Consider the following 22,383-nt stretch of genomic DNA (forward strand, 5'->3'; position numbering starts at 1 on the left):
CAGGAGCCCACTATGAACACCTTGCCCGAACTGACCGACGCTCTTCTGACCCTCGATGAGCGGGTCGCCGTTCTGACCCTGAACCGTAACGACCTCCGAAATGCCCTGACCGGCTCCGCGCTGATCGACGACATCGTGGCCACGGCCGATTGGGTGAATCAGTGTGACGAGGTGTCCGTACTGGTCATCACCGGCGCTGGCTCGGCGTTCAGTGCCGGAGGCAACATCCGCGACATGGCCGAACGTGGCGGCGATTTTGCCGGTGACGTGGCCGAGTGTGCGGATCGCTATCGCAAGGGCATTCAGCGTATTCCGCTGGCGCTGCAGGCAGTCGAAGTGCCGGTCATCGCCGCAGTGAATGGGGCAGCCATTGGTGCCGGCTTTGACCTTGCCAACATGGCCGACATTCGGATTGCCTCCGAGCGGGCCAAGTTCGGCGAGACCTTTTTGAACCTCGGGATCATACCCGGTGACGGTGGTGCCTGGCTGATGCAGCGCCTGATCGGTTATCAGCGCGCGTTTGAGCTGACTATGACCGGCCGGGTGATTGACGCCAATGAGGCTAAAGAGCTTGGTATTGTCATGACCGTCGTGCCGGACGACCAGTTGATGCCGGAAGCAATGAAACTGGCGACGCGGATTGCGAGCCAGCCGCCGAAGGCAACCCGGTTGACCAAGCGGCTAATGAAGATGGCCCAGCGCATGGAGCTGAAAGACTTCCTGGATCTGTGCGCGGTATTCCAGGGCATGAGCCATAATGAGCCGGAGCATCTGGAAGCGGTCAATCGCATGCTGTCTTCTATGGGGCGGGGCTAACGTTGCCGTCCCTGGCGCGTTAGTCCTCAGGTATTGCTCAGGATTCCGGGAAGCTGGTCCACCCATCCAGCCAGCTGCTGGCGGATACCGGGCTCACCGCGCCGACAAAATTGGCAGATTCGTCGAAGAACTCGCTTTGGGGTGGCCGAGTTGCGTTCATTTGCCGTAGCTGAATTCTGGGCATGAATTTAGGATTAACCAGATTCCGGGCGTTCGGAAACAGCGCAGTCTCCACTCGGAAGCTATTGTTGTTAGCCGATGCCTGCATCCAGCCTTGCTCGTCAAAGCCAAAGTCGTCATCCCTATCCCCTGAGAGTCCTTCCTGGCCGACCTGGCCCAGATGCCCCAGGTTCGCCATCAGGTTGTTCTGGAATGTCAGCAGATTACGGTTGGTGAGGGACAGAGCCTCGTCCCGGGTGTCCATGGCTTCGATGCCATAGCTGTCGATCAGCATGTTGTGGAAATGACCGCCGGAGCCCTCCCGAACAATAATGCCCCGGTGTTTTTTCTGAGAGTTGCCGGTGCCGACCAGGGTTACGTTGTAAAAGGTGGGTTCCGATCGAGGCATCGCTTCATGATCGCTTCCGTTGTTGTCGCCTTCGAAGGCATTGTCGCCGACATCAGGGTGTTGCTGGATGACGGCAAACTGAACATTACCAGTCCAGCCCCAGTCCCAGTCGATGCTGTCGTCGGCGGCACCGGACACCACGATATTTTTGAGATCGACATTACCACCAAACATTTCAATGCCATCGTCCAGCGAGCGGTGCACCTGAACATTCCGGACAATAGTGTTCTTGCCGCAGCCTCCCAGGGTCAGGCCGTTCAGTTCGTTGTCCTTATACACTTCAAAGCCGGCAAATTCGATGCGTGTGTATTCCAGTACGCCACAGGAATGGCTGGCGTCGGTGCCGCCAAACGCGCCCCGGTTCTCGCCCGCGGGCAGACCTTCAATCGCGGCGCCAGGTTCGTTAACCGGTGCCTTGCCGAGCAATACCAGACCGCCCCAGTCACCCCGGGTGCGTTTGCCTTCGGCCTTGGCGCTGGTGAAGATCACCGGGTTGTTGGCCTTGCCCCTTGAGAACAGCTTTGCGGAAGGGGTTACCACCAGAGCAGAGCCGTTTTCGCCTTCGACGGTTACGCCGGGCTCGATACTCAGGCTCGCATTTTCGACGTAAATGGTCTCTTCGAGAATGTAACGGGAGCCAGTCTTCCAGGTGGTGTCGGTAGTGATGTCGGCATCGATGCGCACAGCCCGGTTTTCAAATGCTGTAAAGCCCACGGCGATCGAGCTGATAGCGAGCATCGGAATCCAGATAAGACTGTTGCGGCGGAGCCAGCCGGGTTTCTTGCGGTCTTTTACAGTCGGTTGCTCAATACGGCTGGTCTGCTCGCGGACCATCAAGGGCTGGCCGTTGTCGTTGGCCTGAATTTCCCGGGCCAGAGCCTGAAGTTCCGGCGTGCCCGAATGCTCAACGCGGCGCAAGACATCGGCTCGGTATCCAGGTTCCTGCAGCAGGGTATTCAGGTGAACGAATTCGACGCCAGGGCAGGCGCCTTTGTCGATGCGGCGCTTCAGACGCCAGAGTTTTTCGACGAGGAGGGAGGAATCTCCAGACATGGGGTACTGCTCTCCTTTGGATTGAGAGCAACAGGCTATACCTACTACATGACCATTCCGTGAACGCAGCAGAGCCGGTACTCGACGGTCATGAAAACGCAATGTTGTGCTGCTTCAATGCGTTCCCGTAGAGACTGACTCTCTCGCGCAGATCCCAGGAACTGCGCTGCTCAGGACGAGCTTCCTATTGCTTCATTGCCAACAGCTTGTTTTCGGGGGCAACTTTGTCAGTACTGATGAAATCGATTCAGGGCATGCGTGCCAGGGTGTTATGGTCCGGCAATTGTCTGGAGCTTATCGAGCTTGGTGTGCAGGAGGCCTGTGGTTATTTCCGGCCGGTGCGCTATGAAGTTCATATTCCCGGGGAGACTGCCTTGTATAAGTCAGAGAGTCAGCATTCGGCTCAGCACTACATCAGAATGCTGTTAGGCTAGAAGGCATGATCATCAAAACGGTGCGACGGATTCGCCCCGTGTATCCGGGAGCCACACAAGCATGAGGACCATCGCGTTCTATAGCCCTAAAGGCGGCGTTGGAAAAACCGCTGCGGCCGTAAACATCGCCTACCTCGCAAGCCAGAGCCAATGTAAAACGCTGCTTTGGGATCTCGACCCTCAGGGAGCCGCCAGTTTCTATCTGGCCGGTGCCGAGATGGTCAAAGGTAAGAAGCTGTCCAAGCTGCTGGAAGGCAAATCGCCAATCGCTAAATTTATCCACGAAGACGTATACCCCAATTTGGATTTTATTCCGGCCCACAGCAGCTTTCGCAACTTCGATATCAAACTGGAACATGAGGCTGGCAACGATATGCTGCGGCAGATGCTGGCGCCGCTCTCGGAAGACACCAGTCTTGTGGTTCTGGATTGTCCGCCAACGCTGTCGCGGCTGACTGAGCAGGTTTTAGAGCTGGCTGATGCCGTCTATGTCCCCCTGGTGCCTACCTGGCTGTCTCTGAACAGCTGGATTCAGTTGCGAGATTTCGCCAAGGACAAAAAGCTGGGGGTTAAAAAGTTGAAGCCGTTCTTTTCCATGGCGGATCGGCGCAAACGTTTGCATCGCGAGGTGATCGCAAGCCCCGAGGACTACCTTGATCAGCCACTGGATATCATCATTCCTTATGCCAGCGTGGTTGAGCGCATGGGGGAGGAGGGGCTGCCTCTGGAAGTGCTGGCTCCCAGATCGGTCGCAGCCGCCAGTTTCAGGCAAATGTGGGCGAGAATTAAGCAGCAGCTTTGGAAGCGTTGATGGAGATCAATACCGATTGAAATCGCCCGGTGAATTGGCCATTTTTTACTGGCCAATCTGGAAAGTTGTAATACACTTCCCGGGCGATCAAATTTTGCTCAATTCGATAGTTCGTCGGCGCATCATGGTTTTTGTGTCTGCTTAAATTCGCAAGTGCGCGCTAGCCAGGCAGTGCGTGCACCATGAAATTGGAGTGCTTCTCAATGAATCCCGATCAGCTCGCACAGGCTCTCTCGGACAACGCCAAATTCACTCTCCAGCAAGACAGCAGTGAATACGACAAAGAACACGAGACGCGCAAAGCATCGTTCGAAATAGTATCCGAGGCAGGGGAAGTTATCGGTTACGTGAAAACCTGGCAGGACGACGACAGCTTCGCCGGGTTTGTTCGGTTTGATTCGGACGGCCGTGTCCAGGACTGGAAGGTATTTGATAAGAGGCTGCCTCACTAAAATTGAGGCGCAGCAATAACAAAAAAGCCCGCACTAGGCGGGCTTTTTTGTGGAATTCGTGGTGCCCGGAGGCGGAATCGAACCACCGACACGGGGATTTTCAATCCCCTGCTCTACCAACTGAGCTATCCGGGCAAGTTGCGCTACTGCTGTGCAACGGGGCGCTATTAAACCGGTTTCACTGTATTGAGTCAAGGCCGGGCCGGAAAAATTTCCGAATCTTTTCAGGGTTGATCAGGCTTTGATCAATTGGCGTTACTGCTCGGGTGGAACATAGCCTTCGGCCTGGTCGAACGGCTCGTTGTCGAAAAAGTGTTCCATCTGTGCCTGCAGGTATTTGCGGGTGTTCGGGTCCATCAGGCTCAGGTGCTTTTCGTTGATCAGCATAGTCTGCTCGGCCTGCCACTCTTCCCACGCTTGCTTGGAGACGGTTTCGTGGAGTTCCTGGCCTTTTTTGCCGGGCATGGGTGGGAAGGCCAGGCCGTCGAGTTCTTTCTGGTATTTACGGCAGAATACGGTTCGGCTCATGGTGGCTCCTGTTGGCAAATTGAATCTGCCGGCATGATAACAGATCAGGCTGGGGCGGGCTGAAGCTAAGTGCCCGCCGGCGTTAGAGCAGGGCAGTCTGTTCCGGTTGGGTCAGCAGGCTGCGTATCGGCGCTGGCAAGCCGAGGGCAAGGGCTTCGTCCCGGTGGAACCAGCTCAGGCGGTCGTCGTCGCTACGCGCCGGGTATTGTGAAGAGCGTTGTGGGCAGCGCTGTGGCCAGCGTCGTGGACTGAGAGTCGGGCAGGCTGGATATGCAAGTGGTAATGGCTGAAGGTGTGGCGAAAACCGCTGATGAGCTCCGGGTCGCCGCAGTTCAGTCCCAGTTGCTGCTCACAGGTCTCTTGCAGTTCATCCGGGCCCAGAGCCGGGTCCAGTTCCGGCAGGCTCCACAGTCCGCCCCAGATACCGCTGGGTGGCCGTCGCTCCAGCAGGATGCGACCGTCACTGTCTTCAAGAATCACCATCACGTGGTTTTCTCAGGCTTGGCTTTCTTGGGCTTGGAACCCGGGTAAAGCGTTTCTTCGCCTTGGGCATGGGCAGTGCAGCCTGATTGCAGCGGGCAGGCGTCGCACTTCGGCCGGCTGCGAGTGCACACCATGGCACCCAGATCCATGATTGCCTGGGTGTAGTCCCGCGCCCGTGCCTCGGGAGTATGTTGCTCGGCGTGGTGCCAGAGCTGCTTCAGCACCGCAGTCTGGCCGGGCCAGCCGGGCACCGCATGGTAGCGGGCCAGGACCCGCTTGACGTTACCATCAAGAATAGCCGCCCGTTTGCCAAAAGCCTGGGCGACGATGGCTGCTGCGGTAGAGCGGCCGATGCCGGTCAGGGTTTCCAGTTGTTCGGGATCATCCGGGAAGTCGCCACCGAACTCCTTAACCACGGTCTTCGCAGCCTTCTGCAGGTTGCGGGCCCGGGCGTAATAGCCCAGGCCAGACCAATGGCTGAGTACGTCGTCCACCGGGGCTTCGGCCAACGCCTGCACATTCGGGAACCGAGCCATGAAGGCGTTGAAGTAGGGAATCACGGTGGCGACCTGGGTTTGCTGCAGCATGATCTCAGAGACCCAGACCCGGTAGGCATTCTGGTTCTCGTGCCACGCAGGTCATGCCTGCCGTGCTTATCGAACCAGTCGAGCAGTCGTTCGGCGAAACGGTCAGGCATTAGTTAAACAGGCCTTTCAGTTTGTCGCCGAGCTTTTCCTGCAGCTTCTCTTCGACTTTCTCTTTCGCCTTGGCTTTAGCCTTGTCGACTTCTTCCTTGGCCTTAGCTTTAGCCGCGTTGGCTGCGATGGTCTTCAGGGTGTCGCGGAAGCGGGAGCCATCAAACGAGCACAGGCCAGCCGGATCCTCGGCGAAGTTGCCGCGGCACTCCACCGGAATAACCACGTTCTCTACATACTCGGTCACCCGGCAGGCTTCATCGCGGTGAATCTCACCGACGATGCGCAGGCCAGCTTCGTAATCCATCGTGCTCTGTTTCAGGTCGATGGTGCCGTCGCCTTCCAGTTTCATCCCGGCCAGGGCCGCCACCAGGTCGGTGTTCTTCAGGGTGTTGCCGTTGATCTCAAGGGTGCCGCGCATGTCATTGAACGGGGTGGCGGTGCCCCAGTCGCTGGTGCTCAGGCTGTCCTGATTCACCAGGGCGATGCCCTGACAGGCCATGCGAGTCAGGTTCATCTTGCGAAACTCGCCCTCGGCCAGGTTGAAGCTGATCTGACCATCGGCGTTCTCGCGCAGTACCGAGATCCGGTTGCCCGCAGTGGTGACATTCACATTCAGGTTGGCGCCTCCGGACAACATGTCCACTTCCGCCAGGTCGGTCAGCAGGGGCAGGGTCTGCACGTTGCTGACCTTGGAGTCGATTTTCCATTTCGGGTTATCGCTGCGGGCGTCCAGGGTTACCTGGGCGCCGAAGCCACCCTCGTAGAGTTTGCCGCTGAATTCGTCGACCTTGATCAGGCCTTTTTCAGCAGTGGTGCTGGCGGTGATTTCCTTGATGGTCAGGTTGCTTACGATCAACTCGGCCAGGCCGAAGTCAATGTCCAGCAGCAGGGTGCGCAGGGTGTCCAGTGGCAGCAGATCGCTCTCCGGTGTGTCCTGGGCGGCGGTTGTCTGCTGGCCGGAAGCGCTGTCGCCGGTCTCTTGCGCGGCCTCTTCTTCGCCTTCAGCTTTGGGTGGCAGGTAGCGGTCGGCATTCAGCTTGTCGCCCTGCAGCCGGAACACCACGCCGGTGTTGGCGAGGTTGTAGCTGCCCGAGCCGTTGAAAGTAGTGTCATCCAGTTTCAGGGTCAGGTCGGACAGCTCAACTTTGCCGGCAGGCCCGCCAATGTTGGTTGAGAAGGCCAGAGCCTTGAGTACCTCAGGATCGCTGGTTTCCACTGCCGGTTGGCCCAGGTTGCTGAGCAGTTCCTTCAGGGAAAACTCGTTGATGTTCAGTTTGCCGTTCAGGGCGGGTTTGTCGCCAAAGCCTTTGACCTCAAGATCGGTGGTCATGGACAGGTTGGCAAGGCTGGCGGTGAAGCCGCTGAGCGTCGCGGTCTCGTTCTCGAGGTTAGCGACGGCGGAGCCGCCCAGTTCAGCGGTTACCGATTGCCCACCGAAGGGCTCGCCGTTCATGTCGAAAACCGCTGACAGGCCCGATACGGCAAATTCGTTGAGCGCTTCGTTCGCGGCCAGGCGGGCGCTGATGTTTCCGTCCACTTCAAACTGGGGCTTGGCGGTTTCGACCCGGAAACTGATATCGAGTGGGAATTCCGAGCCCAGGGTGATTTCGCTGGCGGTTACGGTGAAGTTGTCCAGCGTTACGGACTGTCCGGTGCTCTTGTCGGTGTAGTGCACCTGGGCATTGCTGATCTCAACATTATTCACGTTAAAGTTCAGCGGTTCGCTACTTCCTCCCCCGGCTGTCGTGTCAGCGGGCTTTTCCTCTTCGGCCTCGGCAGTCTTGGGCTGCTCGCCCTCAGCTGGTTCCGGCATGATCCGGGTCCAGTTGCCCTGGCCTTGTTCGTTTACTTCGAGGTTGGCATCCAGGCCGCTCAGTACAAAGGTGTCCACCTGCGGCGCCATGGCAATCAGCGACCAGAAATCGATCTGCGCCACCAGTTGTTCCAGCGCCACAAAACGATCGCCTTCCAGGTTGGCTTGTACGTTATTCAGTTCCAGGCCGAGCGGGATAAACGACCAGCCAATGTCGCCCTCCAGCACAAGATCCAGGTTGGTCTGTTTTTCCACCGCTTGCTCGATCTGCGGCTTGTAGTCATTGGGGTTTATTACGGCCATGGCGATGGCAATCGCGACCACTGCCAGCAAGATTACGGCAACAATCGCAATTAACAGATAACGAACAGCTTTCATGGTTCAAATTTCCTTATTTCGTCGAGCCTGGAAAGTTTCGGAACGATTTCGGATGCTTACACGTCAAAGGATAACGCAGGGCAAGTAAATTAAAAGCGTGCCAGTATGACAATGCCGTAGTGTTAAGCCAGAATACCCTCTTGAGCTTCTGACTGCATACAAGCTAACAACCATAACAAGGAGATAACCGTGGCAATAACTGTTTCAATTGAGCTGAACCGGGAACTGGAACTTCCGGGTAGCTATGATGAAGTCTTTGAGTTATTGGCGGATGTGCCACGTTCTGCAAGTCACTTTCCAAAAGTGAACCAACTGACGGATCTGGGCGACAACACTTATCGTTGGGAAATGGAGAAGGTAGGTGTGGATAAGCATGCGATCCAGTCCGTTTACGCCTGCAAGTACCATTCGGATAAAGATGCTGGCCGGATCACCTGGGAGCCGGTGAAGGGCGAGGGCAACGGTGTCGTGCGCGGCTCCTGGACACTGAAGTCCAAGGGCGATTCAGTCACCTCAGCCAAGTTCCAGACTCACGCCGAACTTACCGTGCCACTGCCCAGCCTGTTGAAGCTGGCGATCAGCCCGGTTATCAAGCACGAGTTCAACAGCCTCGTAGATACCTATATGAAGAATCTCAAGACGGCAATCTGATCCGGTTTCGGCTATCACGCTGATAAACTCGGTTGTGGGACTCCGGCGGGCAGAAAAGGTATAATCCGCGAATTGAAAATTTGCGGCGATGTGCCGCCTAACTGCTACGGAGTCCCCATGGCCGAACGTAAGGCTCGGGTAGAACGAAATACCCTGGAAACTCAGATTACCGTCGAGATTGATCTCGATGGCACCGGCAAGTCTACTTTCGACACCGGCGTTCCTTTCCTAGAACACATGATGGATCAGATTGCCCGCCATGGCCTGGTGGATCTGAATATCGTCTCCAAAGGCGATCTGCACATCGATGATCACCACACCGTAGAAGACATCGGCATTACCCTGGGGCAGGCGTTCAAGCAGGCAGTAGGCGACAAGAAAGGCATCCGTCGCTATGGCCACGCTTACGTGCCTCTGGATGAAGCCCTGTCCCGCGTCGTTATCGATCTTTCCGGCCGTCCGGGGCTGATGATGGATGTGCCTTACACCCGCGGTTCCGTGGGTGGCTTCGACGTCGACCTGTTTGAAGAGTTCTTCCACGGTTTCGTGAATCACTCCATGGTGACCCTGCACATCGATAACCTGAAGGGCAAGAACACCCATCACCAGATCGAGACCGTCTTCAAGCCTTCGGCCGCGCCCTGCGCATGGCGATCGAAATGGATGAGCGGATGGCGGGTATAACTCCGTCTACCAAAGGCTCTCTGTAACTCGCTACAGCACAGGATATCGAATTCCATTATGAAGACCGTTGCCATTATCGACTACGGCATGGGAAACCTGCATTCGGCGCGTAAGGCAGTAGAGCACGTGGCGCCGGATGTTCGCGTTCTGGTGACCGACAACGCCGACCAGATCCGCGAGGCCGACCATGTGATCCTCCCCGGGGTTGGCGCCATTCGTGACTGCATGCACGAGATTCGCCGGCTTGAGATAGATACCCTGGTGCGTGAAGTCTCCCGGGACCGTCCTTTCCTCGGCATCTGTGTGGGCATGCAGGCGCTGATGTCCCGCAGTGAAGAGAATGGCGGTGTCGATGGCATCAATCTGTTCCCGGCCCAGGTCCGCTTTTTCGGTGACAACCTGGTGGAAAAGGGCGAGCGGTTGGGGTCGCGATTGAAGGTGCCTCACATGGGTTGGAACGAGGTCTATCAGAGCGTTGATCACCCCATGTGGCACAACATTCCCGATGGTGACCGTTTCTACTTCGTGCACAGCTATTACGCCGAGGCTGAAGGCAATGCCGATATTGCCGGTCGCAGCCACTACGGTGTCGACCTGGCGGCCGCTGTTGCCCGCGATAACATCTTTGCGGTGCAGTTCCACCCGGAGAAGAGTGCCCGCGCTGGCCTGCAGCTCCTGAAAAACTTTGTTGACTGGTCCGGTAAATAACGCCGGGGCATCTGAACGATTAACACGGACTTTGCTTTATGCTGATTATTCCTGCCATTGATCTGAAAGACGGCAAGTGTGTACGCCTGCGCCAGGGCCGGATGGACGATTCCACCGTCTTTGGTGACGACCCGGTCGATATGGCCACCCGTTGGGTAGAGGCCGGCGCGCGTCGTCTGCATCTGGTCGATCTTAACGGCGCCTTCGCCGGTGAACCGGTGAATGGCGAGATCGTTCAGGCGATTGCCCGCAAGTATCCGGATCTGCCGATTCAGATTGGCGGCGGTATCCGCTCCGCCGAGACCATCGAAGCCTACCTGAAGGCCGGTGTGCAGTGGGTGATTATTGGCACTAAGGCCGTGAAAGAGCCGGATTTTGTCACCGACATGTGCAAGCGGTTCCCGGGCCACATCATCGTCGGCCTGGATGCCAAAGACGGTCGCGTGGCCACCGATGGTTGGGCTGAGGTGTCTGAAGTGATGGCCACCGATCTGGCCAAGCGCTTTGCCAACGACGGCGTCGACTCCATCGTGTACACCGACATCAGCCGCGACGGCATGATGCAGGGCGTGAACGTTGAGGCGACCGTGGCGCTGGCGGAAGAGGGTGGCATTCCGGTGATTGCCTCCGGTGGTGTTACCAACATGGACGACCTCAAGCGCCTGGCGCCGATGGCTGACCGGGGTATCCTTGGCGCCATCACCGGCCGTGCTATCTATGAAGCACGCTGGACGTGGCCGAAGCGCAGGCATTCTGCGACAGCCTGAAGGCGTAAGGGGACAACCATGGGTCTGGCAAAACGCATTATTCCCTGCCTCGATGTCGACAAGGGTCGGGTGGTCAAAGGCGTCAACTTTGTTGATATCCGCGACGCCGGCGATCCGGTCGAGGTAGCGCGCCGCTACAACGAACAGGGCGCCGATGAGATCACCTTCCTGGATATCACGGCCAGTCACGAAAGCCGCGACACCACCTATGAAACCGTCGAACGTATGGCTGCTGAGGTCTTCATCCCGCTGACCGTCGGTGGTGGCGTGCGCACCGTGGATGATATCCGCAAGTTGCTGAACGCCGGTGCGGACAAGGTATCGATCAATACGGCCGCGGTGTTCAATCCCGAGTTTGTCCACGAAGCGGCCGAGCGCTTTGGCAGCCAGTGCATCGTGGTCGCCATTGACGCCAAACGGGTCAGTGCCGAGGGTGAGACGCCACGCTGGGAAATTTTCACCCACGGTGGTCGCAAGCCGACCGGTCTGGACGCGGTGGACTGGGCCCGGAAGATGGTCGAAATGGGCGCGGGCGAATTGCTGTTGACCAGCATGGATCGCGACGGTACCAAGATTGGCTTTGATCTGGGACTGACCCGGGCCATCAGTGATGCCGTGAGTGTTCCGGTGATTGCTTCAGGCGGGGTTGGCGAGTTGCAGCATCTGGCGGATGGCGTTACCCAGGGCGGCGCCGATGCGGTACTGGCGGCTTCCATCTTCCATTTCGGTCAGCACACGATTCCTGAAGCCAAGGCCTTCATGAAAGACCAGGGCATCGAAGTCCGGGACTAGAATAAAGAGTTTAGAGCCCCGGGCTAAAGCCTCAGGGCTTCCTGGCAAAGGCAGGTCGAATGGCCTGCTTTTCCCCTTCCACGAACATCTCTCGATTGCTGTTTCGGATGGCCCACAGGCCACTGACAGTCGCAATCGCCACACCTTGAGCGTCCAGCTCCGGCAGGTGCTTTTCCAGATAGTCCACGGTGACCTTGTGCGGGTGACCAATGCCAATGGCGCTGCCATTTTCCTTGGCACGCTGGATCAGTAGCTTGAACTGGCGGTCGACAAATTCCTCGGTCTGCTCATGGTCCAGGAACACGTCCCGGGTCAGGCTTGGAATCCGGTAGGCTTCGGCCACCTCTCCGGCCACGGATGAAGCGATGGTGCGGCTGTCCACGAAGTACAGCGGGTACTGGCGCAGCTCTCTCATAACCCAGTCCATGGGTTGCAGTCTCTGCGTCAGCAGGCTGCCCATGTGGTTGTTGACGCCCTGAACGTAGGGGATGGACTGCAGCGCCCGGCGCAAAGTCAGGGTAATGCTGTTCTCATCCATGTCGGAGGTCAGGCCGCCGGGGCCCAGGGCGAAGTCGCGGGTGTTGGCCATGGGGGCATGCAGCATGATTTCCTTTTGCTGTCGGTGCGCCAGTTTGGCCAGGCTCACGGTGTGGCGGCGGTAGGGCAGGAAAGCCAGGGTCAGCGGCTGCTCGATCCGGGCCAGGCGTTCACCTTCTTCCAGGTTGTGCCCCATGTCATCGATGATGATGGCGATGGTAGGCGGCAGCGAGCCGGCGGCTGCCGTGCTGCCTGGCTCCGCTGTTGCGAGGGGCGTGGCGGCCAGTGCCGCCACCAGTACAGAGAGCCGAAACAACATCACTGGGCCGAATCCTGTCCCTCGGTGCTGGCGCTGCTTTTATCCTTACGGTTCAGGATGTGCAGGCCTTTCAGCAGATTGAGTGCGGAGCGAAGCTGGTAGTCCCGATCGGCCAGAGACGCTGTCGAAGTGGCTTCCTCGGCATCGTCCGCTGCTGGCTGCTGATCCTCGTTCTGGCCTTCAAGATGGCCGCTCAGGTCGGCTCGGTAAAGAACGGCTGGCTATCCAGTTCGGTGAGCTCGGCCGGCCGTACTTCGATGTCTGGCTTGATGCCGGTGGCTGAATGGACCGGCCGTCCGGAGTGTAATAGCGGGCGGTGGTCATCTTGATCGCATGGGTCTCGTCCAGCGGAATCACCGTCTGCACGCTGCCCTTGCCGAATGATTGGGTGCCCATGATGACCGCGCGTTCGTGGTCCTGCAGGGCGCCGGCCAGGATCTCGGATGCCGATGCCGAGCCGCCGTTGATCAGTACCACAATCGGGGTGTCGGCCATGACGTCACCGGCCTTGGCGCTGAAGCGCAGTCTAGAGCTCTGGATGCGACCTTCGGTATAGACGATCAGGCCGTTATCCAACAGGGCGTCAGCGGTTTCCACGGCGGCTTGCAGTACGCCGCCCGGGTTGTTGCGAAGGTCGATCACCAGCCGTCGAGGTCATTGCCATATTCGTCTTCCAGAGAGCTCAGGCGCCAATGAATTGGCTGCCGGTCTCGGCCTGGAACTGGGTGATGCGCACGTAGCCATAGCCGTTTTCCAGCATTCGGGATTTAACGCTGGTGACTTTGATGACGTCCCGTTCCACCGGAATTTCGATCGGGGCATTTTGCCCTTCACGCATGATGGTGAGCGTAAGGGTGGTGCCCGGCTTGCCGCGCATGAGTTTCACGGCTTCTTCAAGGCTCATGCCTTTGACCGGCTTTTCATTCAGCTTGATGATCAGGTCACCGGCCTGCACGCCTGCTTTCTGGGCCGGCGTGTCGTCGATGGGGGCGATGACCTTGACGAAGCCGTTCTCCATGCCGACTTCAATACCGAGGCCGCCAAACTCACCGGAGGTGCTTTCCTCCAGCTGCTCGTAATCTTTGGGCGCCAGGTAGGTGGAGTGCGGGTCGAGGTCTGACAGCATGCCCTTGATGGCGCTTTCCAGCAGCTGACGGTCGCCAACTTCCTCAACATAGGCATCTTTAATGCGGCTGAACACTTCGGTGAACTTGCGCAGGTCATCCAGTGGTAGTTGGGTCTCCGGATCGGGCAGCGAGATCTCGACTCGCTCGCCGTTCTGAATGCCTTCAAGCAGCTTTTGTTCGTCTGTCTGGTCCTGAGCCAGGGCCAGTCCGGATGCGGTGGAGAAACAGGTTGCGAGAGCAAGGCTGCGAAGCGGAAAGGCGTAGCGTGGATTTCTGACCCGTTTCATTCACTTATCCCGTGTTTATTCCGATAGTTGGACTGGTTTCCCTGATTTCCGACAGTATGGCGTCAGCCAGCTCGTTTGTCAGCCCTCATGCCGCCGATCAGTCGGCCAGCCAGCGCCTGGGGTTGGTCGTCTTGCCGTTGTGGCGCACCTCGAAGTACAACGCCGGATGATCGGTGCCGCCAGTGCGGCCGGCAAGGGCAATGGACTCGCCGGCTGCCACCCAGTCGCCGGGACTGGTGAACAGGCTGCTGCTGTGGCCATAGAGTGTCATGTAGCCATCGCCGTGATCAATGATGGTGATCAGGCCGAAACCCCGTAGCCAGTTGGCGAACACCACCCGGCCATAATGAATGGCTTGATCTCAACCTCGTCGCCGGTGTTGATCAGCAGCCCGGTGCGCTGCAACTTGCCGTCGGCATAGCGCTCACCATAGCCACTGACTACCTTGCCGCGAACCGGCCAGGGCAGTTGGTTGCGCAGGGTCTGAAACGGTTCGGATTCGCTGGGCGTGGGGATGTCGGCAATCGCTTCCTGTACTTCCTGCAGCAGCTTTTCCAGCCGCTTGCGATCCGATTCCAGTTCCTCGCGCTCGCTGCGACGGTTTTTGATGTCGGTGTTCAGGGCGGCCAGGGTTTGCTGGCGCTGCTGGCGGGACTGGGTTAGCTGGTTCTGGCGCTCGGCCACGTCCGCCTCGGTCTGGGCCAGCTCTGTGCGGGTAGCCTGAACGTTGGCGCGGGTTTCCTTGAGTGCCAGCAGGCTTTTTCGGAAGGTTTCGAGTCGTTGGATGGTGTCCCGGCTGAGGTATTCATAGTAGGTCATGGTGCGGGCGACGCGGTCCGGGTTAACCTCGTTAAGCAGAACCTTGACGGCGGGCGTATCCCCTTCCATCCAGGCAGCGCGGATCTGCCGTTTAAGGCTTTCGCGCTGGCTGTCGAGGGTTCGGGTCAGCTCCCGCTGCTGTTGCTCCAGTTCCCTCAGGCGTTGCTGTTGCTCGGCAACACGCTCACGCAGCGAGCGGCGCTCACGGGTCAGGCGCCCGATCTTGCGCTCGCTGGCGGCCAGTTGCTGTTCCAGCTCTGAGCGATCTTCCTCGGCATCGGCGAGCCAGTCGTCGATGTCCTCAATGCGTTCCTTGAGGTCTTCGATCTGTTCCGGAGTGACTTCGCTCTGGGCCAGCGCTGGCGCCGCCACAATGAGCAGCGCCAGCACCAAGGCCGATCGCAACAGATTCACGCCTACCTGCAGTGCTCTCAACCGATTTTGACCAGGCTGTGTCCGGTCATTTCCTTCGGTTGCTCCAGTCCCATCAGGCCAGCAGGGTGGGGGCGACATCGCTCAGGCTGCCATCATCCAGCAGTGAGACCTTGTTGGGCCCGGTGTAGATCAGCGGTACCGGCCCGATGGTGTGGGCGGTATGGACCTGGCCGGATTCCGGGTCGGTCATCTGTTCGCAGTTGCCGTGGTCGGCGGTAATCAGGCTTCGCCACCGACTTCGTCGAGGGCTTCAACCACACGCTTTACGCACTCGTCCAGGCATTCAGCGGCCTTGATGGCGGCATCGAGCTTGCCCGTGTGTCCGACCATGTCACCGTTGGCGTAGTTGCAGACAACCAGATCGTACTTGCCGCTCTTGATGGCCTCGACCAGCTTGTCGGTCACTTCCGGGGCGCTCATTTCCGGCTGCAGATCGTAGGTGGCAACCTTGGGTGAGGGCACCAGGATGCGATCTTCGCCTTCGAACGGTGTTTCCAGACCGCCGTTGAAAAAGAAAGTGACGTGAGCGTACTTTTCGGTTTCGGAGATGCGCAGCTGGGTCTTGCCCTGGTTCGCGGCGTACTCACCCAGGCCATTGACCAGTTGCTCCGGTGGGTAGGCGCAACTGGTATCAATGTCGGCGGCGTATTCGGTGAGCATTACGAAGTCGGCCAGTTCCGGATGTTTGCGACGGTCGAAGCCGTCAAAGTCCGACTCGACAAAGGTGCGGGTCATCTCCCGGGCGCGGTCGGCACGGAAGTTCATGAAAATCACACTGTCGCCGTCGTTAATGGTGGCTTCGGATTGGCCAGCGGCGCGAATGCGGGTGGCTTGACGAATTCGTCGTTTTCGCCACGCTCGTAGGCCTCTTCCAGTCCGATGACCGGGTCGCGGCGGTGAATTCGGCGGTACCCTGAGTCATCAGGTTATAGGCGGCTTCCACCCGGTCCCAACGATTATCCCGGTCCATGGCGTAGTAGCGGCCGACCAGAGAGGCAATTCGGCCAACGCCAAGGCTCTCTAGCTTGGCGGCGGTTTTTTCCAGGGATGCTTTGGCGCTGCGCGGCGGCATATCGCGACCGTCCAGGAAGGCGTGGATGTAGACTTCTTTCGCGCCCCGGGCTGCGGCCAGTTCCGCCGCTGCGATGATGTGATCCTCGTGACTGTGAACGCCACCCGGAGACAGCAGCCCCATCAGGTGCACCGCGCGACCACTGCTGACGGCCTTATCAATGGCTGCGCACAGAACCTCGTTCTTCTGGAAATCACCGGTTTCCAGATCCTTATCAATACGGGTCAGGCTCTGATAAACCACGCGGCCAGCACCCAGGTTCATGTGGCCAACTTCGGAATTGCCCATCTGGCCCTGTGGCAATCCGACAAACATGCCGGACGTATTGATCAGGGTTTTTGGCTGGTTTTGCCAGAGCTGGTCCCAGAACGGGGTGTTGGCGTTGCTGATGGCGTTGTCTTCCGCTGGGTCACGGTGGCCCCAGCCATCCAGGATAATCAAGGCAGTCGGCTTGCGCGTCGCGGTCATCACTTCATCCGGTTTGTTGGAAATGTAAGTAAAAGGGAGTGCAGATTCTAACCGTTTTCATTCGCACAAGCCATGTCAGCCGCCTTCTGTGACTGGCCCCGTGTGTGTATAATCCGGCCAAATTATTTGTAGGGTGACTCCATGGACCGCTTGTTTGAATTCGTTATAAACCACTACATTCTGGTATCGCTGTTTGTGGCCTTTCTGTTGGCCATTCTGGTGCTTGAATCCCGTCGGGGTGGTGCAAAGATCTCAGCTCAGGGTGCAGTCAGCCTGATCAACAAGGATGAAGCCGTGGTGGTAGACATCCGGGATCGCAAGGAATTCGGCGAAGGCCGCATCACCGGTTCGGTCAATATCCCGCTGAACAGCCTCAAGAGCCGCGCTGCAGAGCTGAACAAGTTCAAGGAAAAGCAGATTATTGTCGCCGATAAGATGGGCCAGCATTCCGCCATGGCGGTAAAGCAGCTGAACGCTGAAGGCTTTGCTAATGTGGTTCGCCTGAATGGCGGTGTCGCTGACTGGAAAGCCAGCAACCTGCCGCTGGTGAAAAAGTAGCGGCAGTGCCTGGCTATTGATCTGAACCGCATTCTGCCGCACTGTTTCACATAAGCCGGCGGGGCCACGCAGTAAACTGTTCCGGCAGCACACTTCACAACTTTTTATAACAACGGGCCCTGAGCCCACGATTAAGAGCGAAAGGACTGAACATGGCTGAGAATGAGCAAGCCGCAGCAGGCAGCGAAAACCAGAACCAACCCCAATTTGCCCTTCAACGCATCTATGTGAAGGACCTGTCTTTTGAATCGCCGAATTCTCCGCTGGTGTTTCAGGAGCAGTGGAAGCCGGAGGTTAATCTGGATCTGAACACCTCCCACAGCAAGGTTAGCGATAACCAGTACGAAGTGGTGCTGTCCATGACAGTTACCTCCAAGGTGGGTGAGAAAGTCGCTTACATCGTTGAAATCCAGCAGGCCGGTGTATTCATGGTCCAGGGTATCGAAGGCGGGCAACTGGGTCAGATGCTGGGCGCTTACTGCCCGACTATCCTGTTCCCTTACGCCCGCGAAGCGATCGACGGCGTAGTGAACAAGGGTAGCTTCCCGGCCCTGATGCTGGCGCCGGTCAACTTCGATGCGATTTACGCCCAGGCGCTCAAGCGCAAGCAGGAAGAAGGCGCATCGGAAGCCAAGGAAGAGCCGCAGACCCATTAACGGCTTTGATTGGTGAATAAAAAACCGGCCAGTGGCCGGTTTTTTTGTGCCTGATGGTAGGCGTCAGGTCGCGCCGTCGAAACCGAGCTGGCGCCAGGCTTCGTACACCACCAGGGCGGTGGTGTTGGACAGGTTCAGACTGCGGCTTTCCGGGCGCATGGGCACCCGCAGGCGACGGTCCGCTGCAAGCGCGTCCCGCACTTCCGGCGGCAGGCCCCGGGTTTCAGGGCCAAACATCAGGTAATCGCCCGCCTGATAGCGGATTTCGTGATAGTGCTGGCTGCCCTTGGTGGTCAGACCGAACAGCCGCTCGGGGCGTTCGGCCTCCAGAAAGGCGTTGTAGCTTGAGTGCACCTTTACTTGCGCGTACTCGCTGTAATCGAGCCCGGCTCTGCGCATCTGCTTGTCTTCAAGGCTGAACCCCAGGGGTTCAATCAGGTGCAGCTGGCAGCCGGTGTTGGCGCAGAGCCGGATAATATTGCCAGTGTTCGGCGGTATTTCCGGCTCGTACAGCACCACATTCAGCACGCCGCTCAGCGCTCGACAGCCAGTGCCACACCCATACCACCGCCGATGCACAGCGTTGCCAGACCCTTGTGGGCATCGCGACGCACCATCTCATGCAGCAGCGACACCAGGATGCGGCAGCCGGAGGCCCCAATCGGGTGGCCCAGGGCAATGGCACCGCCATTGACGTTAACTTTGCCGGTATCCCAGCCAAGATCGCGATTGACCGAAATGGCCTGGGCGGCAAAAGCCTCGTTGGCTTCGATCAGGTCGAGATCATCGACACTCCAGCCGGCCAGCTTCAGGCAGCGCTGGCTGGCGGGGATCGGGCCGGTGCCCATGATAGTCGGATCCACGCCGGCATTGGCGTGGGCCTTGATGGTAGCCAGCGGGGTCAGGCCCAGCTCCTTGGCTTTCTCGGCACTGCACACCATGACTGCAGCTGCGCCATCGTTCAGGGAGGAGGCGTTGCCTGCAGTGACGGTGCCGTCTTTCTTGAACGCCGGCCGGAGCTTGCCCAGGCCGTCGCCGGTTACGCCATCCCGGGGGCCTTCGTCCTTGCTGATCACAATCGGGTCGCCCTTACGCTGGGGAATCGATACCGGCACGATCTGGCCATCGAAATAACCCGCTTCGCGTGCTGCTACCGCCTTCTGCTGGGATGCGGCGGCAAATTCGTCCTGTTCTTCCCGGCTGATGCCGTATTTCTCGACAATGTTCTCGGCGGTTACACCCATGTGGTAATCGTTGAAAGCGTCCCACAGGCCGTCGGTAATCATGGTATCGATCATTGACCAGTTACCCATGCGCTGGCCGTTGCGGCTGTTGGGCAGAACATGGGGTGCCTGGCTCATGCTCTCCTGGCCACCGGCAATCATCAGTTCAGCATCGCCGCAGCGAATGGCCTGGACCGCCATGTGTACCGCTTTCAAACCGGAGCCGCAGACCTTGTTGATGGTCATGGCGGGCACCGAGGCCGGGATGCCGGCGTTGATGGACGACTGCCGGGCCGGGTTCTGGCCACAACCGGCGGCCAGAACCTGGCCGAGTACCACCTCATTGATCTGGTCACCGGCGACGCCGGTTTCTTCCAGGATGGCCTTGATCACGGCGGTACCGAGTTGGTCGGCGCGCAGACTGGACAGGCCGCCTCCAAAGGTGCCAATGGCAGTTCGTTTGGCGGCAACGATGACGACATCACGCATGGGAATTCTCCGATTGATGGGCGCCGACCGACATTGGATCGGCGCCGATAGAATGGACAACTGCTCGCATTGTATCCGGAAAGCGTCAGGCGGCCAAAGCAGTACGGCCTGACCCAATGGCTGTTACATGTTCAGGCTGCGCCCACCGTCGACGGGCAGGATCTGACCGGTAATGAACGGCGCATCGCACAGCAGAAAGGCAATGGCACCGGCAATATCCTCGGGTGTGCCGGTCCGCGCCAGCGGGGTTTTCTCCAGAATGGCCTGTTGGTGAGTGCGGTCCAGCTCGGCCTCGCCTTCCGGCCACAGGATAGCGCCGGGCGACACCCCGTTGACCCGAACCGAGGGTGCCAGATCCTTGGCCCAGGACTTGGTCAGGGCCGCCAGGCCCGCTTTGCTGGCGCAGTACAGCGGGTGCTCGGGTAGTGGGCGTTCGCTGTAGATGTCGATCAGGTTGACGACCCCGCCGGCGGAGTTTCGCAGTTCCGGCAGGCAGGCCTGGAGCAGGAAAAATGGCGCGCGCAGGTTGGTGTTCATGATGCTGTCCCAATCCTGTGCCGTGGCCTGTTCGGTCGGGTTGGGGTAGAACACCGAGGCGTTGTTCACCAACCGTCCAGCCTGCCCCACAGGGCAACAGATTGCTCGGCCAACTGCTGAACCTCTGCCAGATTGCTCAGGTCAGCCTGCAGGGTGGCGGCAGAACCAGGCCTTGTCTGGTTCAGGTCACTTGCCAGCGCCTCAGCCTTTTGTTGCTGGCTGCGGTAATGAATCACCAGGTTCCAGCCGCGGGCGTGCAGGGTCTGCGCGGTTTTAGCGCCCAGGCGATGGGCTGCACCGGTGACCAGGGCGACGGGGGCAGTGTCGGCCATGAAAACTCCTCGGGTTGTTTACGGGGTGATGGCCTGCTGAATACGCTGCAGGCGTTCCTGGCGAATGGCTTCGCCCAGGGCGCGGCCGGTAAAGCCTTGCGCCATCAGGGCCTTGGGCTCCACCCCGGAGGCTGAATCGGCTGCCCGTTTCAGGGTCTGGACGACCTGCTGATCCGCCGGCGCCAGGGTGCAGGCCAGTACGTTCAGCAGCAGTGCAAAACGCTCGGGGCGGCGCCAGAGATCGGCGGTGTCCAGCACCGCGTACAGCTCGTCGGCACTCAGCGCAGGTGTGTGTTGCTCGCCACTGCCTGTCAGCGCCGGTAATACCGCCGCCACCAGCCTTGCCAGATTCTTGCAGTCGTTGGGCGCTTTCAGGGCCTGAGTACGAGAGCCGGATTCCTGCTCCGGGAGCGGCGACATCAGTGCTGCAAAACGCTCCTCAATGCTGCCATCCTGTTGGTGAACGCAATGCAGTGCCGCCATGGCAGCAGTAAAGGCCGGGTCCGGGACCAGTTCCGGAATCAGGATCGCGAGAGCACCGGTGTCGCGCAACACCTCGAAAAAAGCGCGGGGTTCGTGCTCCTGCAGCGCTCGTTGGATTTCCTGCCAGACCCGCTCAGCTACCAGGTGATCCACTTCGCCCTCTGCAACCATGGTACGCATCAGGCTCATGGTCTGATCGCAGACCCGGAAGCCCTGGGGCTGAAAGCGAGCGGCAAAGCGGGCGGTTCGGAGAATACGCAACGGGTCTTCGGCAAAGGCTTCGGATACGTGTCGCAACATCCGCTTTTCCAGATCCTGCTGACCGTTGAACGGATCGACGATGAGCCCTGCTCATCCCGGGCCATTGCATTGATGGTGAGGTCACGGCGCTTAAGGTCGTCTTCCAGTGTGACATCGGGGGCGCTGTAGACTTCAAAGCCATGATAACCGCGGCCCTGTTTGCGTTCGGTGCGGGCCAGGGCATATTCCTCGCGGGATCCCGGGTGGAGGAAGACCGGGAAATCGGCACCGACCTGTTTGTATCCCTGTTTGAGCATGTCGTCGGGGGTAGCTCCGACCACGACCCAGTCCCGATCTTTGACCTCAAGACCGAGCAGTTCGTCGCGAACGGCGCCGCCAACCAGATAGATTTGCATGAAGGGATTCGTTCCTCTGTATAAAGGGTTTCGCGAATTATCCGCGACCGGGTCTCCAGAGGCAAAAAAAGCCCGGCCGGTCGGTGCCGGGCGGGCTTTTATGAAGCGGCTGGAAGCTTAGAATGCGGTGCCGAATTCCAGGGCGGCACCCTTGTCGGTACCGCTGAGCAGAACGCCCAGGTCCATCCGCACGCCTGCCAGGTTCAGGCCCAGGCCGGCGGTGTACTGGGTTTCTTCCTCGATGCCATCGTTGTTGTCGTTGCTCGCCAGATTATGGCGAATGCCAACGCGGAGCTGGGCATAGCGCCAGGCATCAAACTCGGCGCCAAGGGCCGCCCACTGGGTATCATCCTCATAGCCGAAGGCTTCTTTCTTGGTCAGCTCCAGGTCGGCCGTAATGACGTGGTAGTTGCCTTTGTGGGCGATGCCTGCGGTAACCATCGGGTCCAGCTTCAGTGTGCGCTTTTCCTCCAGCGCAGGGTTGTTCTGGGCCGAATCCAGCTCCATCGGGATCAGGTTCTTGACGGCGAGGGCGGCCGTCCACTGTTTTTCTTCACCAAAGGCGTAGGCGGCACCGAGATCCAGGTTGAAGCCGCTTTTCTCGGTCTGGTGTTCGTCGCTGTCAAAGTCGTCATCATCAAAGCCCGACACCGTCTCGGTGTATTGGAAGGTTTGCAGATTGACGTATTTTGGTGACAAACCAAGGTTCAGGGCCTGGTCATTGCCCAAGTCGATAGCGCGGGCAAAGC

General features: G+C 58.8%; 15 protein-coding genes, 1 tRNA gene and 8 pseudogenes. 10 read left to right on the top strand and 14 right to left on the bottom strand.

Translation table 11 applies throughout. The annotated features are described in order from the left end of the window. The first annotated feature begins 12 nt into the window (after positions 1-12). Positions 13-816: an enoyl-CoA hydratase-related protein gene (locus AU14_RS04285; protein ID WP_041339213.1), complete on the top strand. Its 804-nt coding sequence runs from the start codon at positions 13-15 to the stop codon at positions 814-816. Positions 817-853: 37 nt separating this feature from the next. On the opposite strand, the gene AU14_RS04290 is transcribed toward AU14_RS04285, so the two are convergent. Further along, complete coding sequence (locus AU14_RS04290) at positions 854-2,437, bottom strand: hypothetical protein (protein ID WP_041339215.1); 1,584 nt, start codon at positions 2,435-2,437, stop codon at positions 854-856. 495 nt (positions 2,438-2,932) lie between these two features. On the opposite strand from AU14_RS04290, the gene AU14_RS04295 reads away from it, so the two are divergent. Both AU14_RS04295 and AU14_RS04300 read left to right on the top strand, forming a co-directional pair. Continuing rightward, positions 2,933-3,682 carry a ParA family protein gene (locus tag AU14_RS04295; protein ID WP_041339218.1) on the top strand — a complete coding sequence of 250 codons (750 nt, stop codon included), beginning with the start codon at positions 2,933-2,935 and terminating at the stop codon, positions 3,680-3,682. A 203-nt stretch (positions 3,683-3,885) separates the two neighbouring features. Then, positions 3,886-4,134, top strand: coding sequence for a hypothetical protein (locus AU14_RS04300; RefSeq protein ID WP_041339220.1), 249 nt, complete (start codon positions 3,886-3,888; stop codon positions 4,132-4,134). A gap of 59 nt (positions 4,135-4,193) precedes the next feature. On the opposite strand, the gene AU14_RS04305 is transcribed toward AU14_RS04300, so the two are convergent. From AU14_RS04305 to AU14_RS04320, 4 genes and pseudogenes are all read right to left on the bottom strand, one after another. Then, positions 4,194-4,269 (bottom strand) — tRNA-Phe (locus tag AU14_RS04305). A 120-nt stretch (positions 4,270-4,389) separates the two neighbouring features. Beyond that, positions 4,390-4,662, bottom strand: coding sequence for an oxidative damage protection protein (locus tag AU14_RS04310; RefSeq protein WP_041339222.1), 273 nt, complete (start codon positions 4,660-4,662; stop codon positions 4,390-4,392). Positions 4,663-4,744: 82 nt separating this feature from the next. Next, positions 4,745-5,842, bottom strand: a pseudogene (gene mutY, locus AU14_RS04315) (A/G-specific adenine glycosylase). Further along, on the bottom strand, positions 5,842-8,034 hold the full coding sequence (locus AU14_RS04320; RefSeq protein ID WP_041339224.1) for an AsmA family protein: 2,193 nt from the start codon (positions 8,032-8,034) through the stop codon (positions 5,842-5,844). The pseudogene mutY and the gene AU14_RS04320 overlap by 1 nt, the downstream one beginning before the upstream one ends. A 189-nt stretch (positions 8,035-8,223) precedes the next feature. Here AU14_RS04320 and AU14_RS04325 point away from each other — a divergent pair, with 189 nt between their 5' ends. The 5 genes and pseudogenes from AU14_RS04325 (at position 8,224) to hisF (ending at position 11,636) form a co-directional block, all read left to right on the top strand. Further along, positions 8,224-8,685, top strand: a complete 462-nt coding sequence (locus AU14_RS04325) for an SRPBCC family protein (RefSeq protein ID WP_041339226.1) — start codon at positions 8,224-8,226, stop codon at positions 8,683-8,685. A gap of 117 nt (positions 8,686-8,802) precedes the next feature. Then, positions 8,803-9,395 (top strand): annotated as a pseudogene (gene hisB, locus AU14_RS04330) (imidazoleglycerol-phosphate dehydratase HisB). A gap of 31 nt (positions 9,396-9,426) precedes the next feature. Further along, positions 9,427-10,077, top strand: a complete 651-nt coding sequence (gene hisH / locus AU14_RS04335) for an imidazole glycerol phosphate synthase subunit HisH (protein WP_041339228.1) — start codon at positions 9,427-9,429, stop codon at positions 10,075-10,077. Positions 10,078-10,115: 38 nt separating this feature from the next. After that, a pseudogene (gene hisA, locus AU14_RS04340) lies at positions 10,116-10,852 on the top strand (1-(5-phosphoribosyl)-5-[(5-phosphoribosylamino)methylideneamino]imidazole-4-carboxamide isomerase). A 10-nt stretch (positions 10,853-10,862) separates the two neighbouring features. Further along, positions 10,863-11,636, top strand: a complete 774-nt coding sequence (hisF, locus tag AU14_RS04345; protein WP_041339230.1) for an imidazole glycerol phosphate synthase subunit HisF — start codon at positions 10,863-10,865, stop codon at positions 11,634-11,636. A 31-nt stretch (positions 11,637-11,667) separates the two neighbouring features. On the opposite strand, the gene AU14_RS04350 is transcribed toward hisF, so the two are convergent. The 4 genes and pseudogenes from AU14_RS04350 to gpmM all read right to left on the bottom strand — a co-directional run bounded on the left by AU14_RS04350 (position 11,668) and on the right by gpmM (position 16,700). Continuing rightward, on the bottom strand, positions 11,668-12,492 hold the full coding sequence (locus tag AU14_RS04350) for a divergent polysaccharide deacetylase family protein (RefSeq protein ID WP_041339233.1): 825 nt from the start codon (positions 12,490-12,492) through the stop codon (positions 11,668-11,670). After that, a pseudogene (locus AU14_RS23670) lies at positions 12,492-13,906 on the bottom strand (S41 family peptidase). Before AU14_RS23670 ends, AU14_RS04350 begins: the two are co-directional and overlap by 1 nt. 97 nt (positions 13,907-14,003) lie before the next feature. Beyond that, a pseudogene (locus AU14_RS04360) lies at positions 14,004-15,100 on the bottom strand (murein hydrolase activator EnvC family protein). 56 nt (positions 15,101-15,156) lie between these two features. Continuing rightward, positions 15,157-16,700 (bottom strand): annotated as a pseudogene (gene gpmM, locus AU14_RS20565) (2,3-bisphosphoglycerate-independent phosphoglycerate mutase). A 141-nt stretch (positions 16,701-16,841) separates the two neighbouring features. Between gpmM and AU14_RS04370 the strand changes: the two are divergent. Together AU14_RS04370 and secB are read left to right on the top strand one after the other, a co-directional pair. Beyond that, positions 16,842-17,258: a rhodanese-like domain-containing protein gene (locus AU14_RS04370; protein ID WP_041339235.1), complete on the top strand. Its 417-nt coding sequence runs from the start codon at positions 16,842-16,844 to the stop codon at positions 17,256-17,258. 152 nt (positions 17,259-17,410) lie between these two features. Then, on the top strand, positions 17,411-17,914 hold the full coding sequence (secB, locus tag AU14_RS04375; RefSeq protein ID WP_041339239.1) for a protein-export chaperone SecB: 504 nt from the start codon (positions 17,411-17,413) through the stop codon (positions 17,912-17,914). A gap of 63 nt (positions 17,915-17,977) precedes the next feature. Here secB and trmL read toward each other — a convergent pair whose 3' ends face one another. The 5 genes and pseudogenes from trmL to traF form a co-directional block, all read right to left on the bottom strand. Beyond that, positions 17,978-18,442 (bottom strand): tRNA (uridine(34)/cytosine(34)/5-carboxymethylaminomethyluridine(34)-2'-O)-methyltransferase TrmL, encoded by a 465-nt coding sequence (trmL, locus tag AU14_RS04380; protein WP_041339242.1) that lies wholly within the window; start codon positions 18,440-18,442, stop codon positions 17,978-17,980. 5 nt (positions 18,443-18,447) lie between these two features. Next, positions 18,448-19,626 carry an acetyl-CoA C-acetyltransferase gene (locus tag AU14_RS04385; RefSeq protein ID WP_041339245.1) on the bottom strand — a complete coding sequence of 393 codons (1,179 nt, stop codon included), beginning with the start codon at positions 19,624-19,626 and terminating at the stop codon, positions 18,448-18,450. 123 nt (positions 19,627-19,749) lie between these two features. Then, positions 19,750-20,495: pseudogene (locus AU14_RS23675) on the bottom strand (pteridine reductase). A gap of 18 nt (positions 20,496-20,513) precedes the next feature. Then, positions 20,514-21,634, bottom strand: a pseudogene (locus tag AU14_RS04395) (multifunctional CCA tRNA nucleotidyl transferase/2'3'-cyclic phosphodiesterase/2'nucleotidase/phosphatase). Between the two features lie 117 nt (positions 21,635-21,751). Further along, the gene (traF, locus tag AU14_RS23680; protein WP_269079099.1) at positions 21,752-22,363 is read right to left on the bottom strand and encodes a conjugal transfer protein TraF; all 612 of its coding nucleotides are present in this window, start codon (positions 22,361-22,363) and stop codon (positions 21,752-21,754) included. Between the last annotated feature and the right edge of the window lie 20 nt (positions 22,364-22,383).

This window comes from Marinobacter similis (assembly GCF_000830985.1).
Classification (GTDB): Bacteria; Pseudomonadota; Gammaproteobacteria; order Pseudomonadales; family Oleiphilaceae; genus Marinobacter; species Marinobacter similis.

Excerpts from the sequence above, each read along its gene's own strand:
- AU14_RS04285 (WP_041339213.1), top strand. The coding sequence starts at position 13 with ATGAACACCTTGCCCGAACTGACCGACGCTCTTCTGACCCTCGATGAG.
- AU14_RS04290 (WP_041339215.1), bottom strand. The coding sequence starts at position 2,437 with ATGTCTGGAGATTCCTCCCTCCTCGTCGAAAAACTCTGGCGTCTGAAG.
- AU14_RS04295 (WP_041339218.1), top strand. The coding sequence starts at position 2,933 with ATGAGGACCATCGCGTTCTATAGCCCTAAAGGCGGCGTTGGAAAAACC.
- AU14_RS04300 (WP_041339220.1), top strand. The coding sequence starts at position 3,886 with ATGAATCCCGATCAGCTCGCACAGGCTCTCTCGGACAACGCCAAATTC.
- AU14_RS04310 (WP_041339222.1), bottom strand. The coding sequence starts at position 4,662 with ATGAGCCGAACCGTATTCTGCCGTAAATACCAGAAAGAACTCGACGGC.
- AU14_RS04320 (WP_041339224.1), bottom strand. The coding sequence starts at position 8,034 with ATGAAAGCTGTTCGTTATCTGTTAATTGCGATTGTTGCCGTAATCTTG.
- hisH (WP_041339228.1), top strand. The coding sequence starts at position 9,427 with ATGAAGACCGTTGCCATTATCGACTACGGCATGGGAAACCTGCATTCG.
- hisF (WP_041339230.1), top strand. The coding sequence starts at position 10,863 with ATGGGTCTGGCAAAACGCATTATTCCCTGCCTCGATGTCGACAAGGGT.
- AU14_RS04350 (WP_041339233.1), bottom strand. The coding sequence starts at position 12,492 with ATGTTGTTTCGGCTCTCTGTACTGGTGGCGGCACTGGCCGCCACGCCC.
- AU14_RS04370 (WP_041339235.1), top strand. The coding sequence starts at position 16,842 with ATGGACCGCTTGTTTGAATTCGTTATAAACCACTACATTCTGGTATCG.
- secB (WP_041339239.1), top strand. The coding sequence starts at position 17,411 with ATGGCTGAGAATGAGCAAGCCGCAGCAGGCAGCGAAAACCAGAACCAA.
- AU14_RS04385 (WP_041339245.1), bottom strand. The coding sequence starts at position 19,626 with ATGCGTGATGTCGTCATCGTTGCCGCCAAACGAACTGCCATTGGCACC.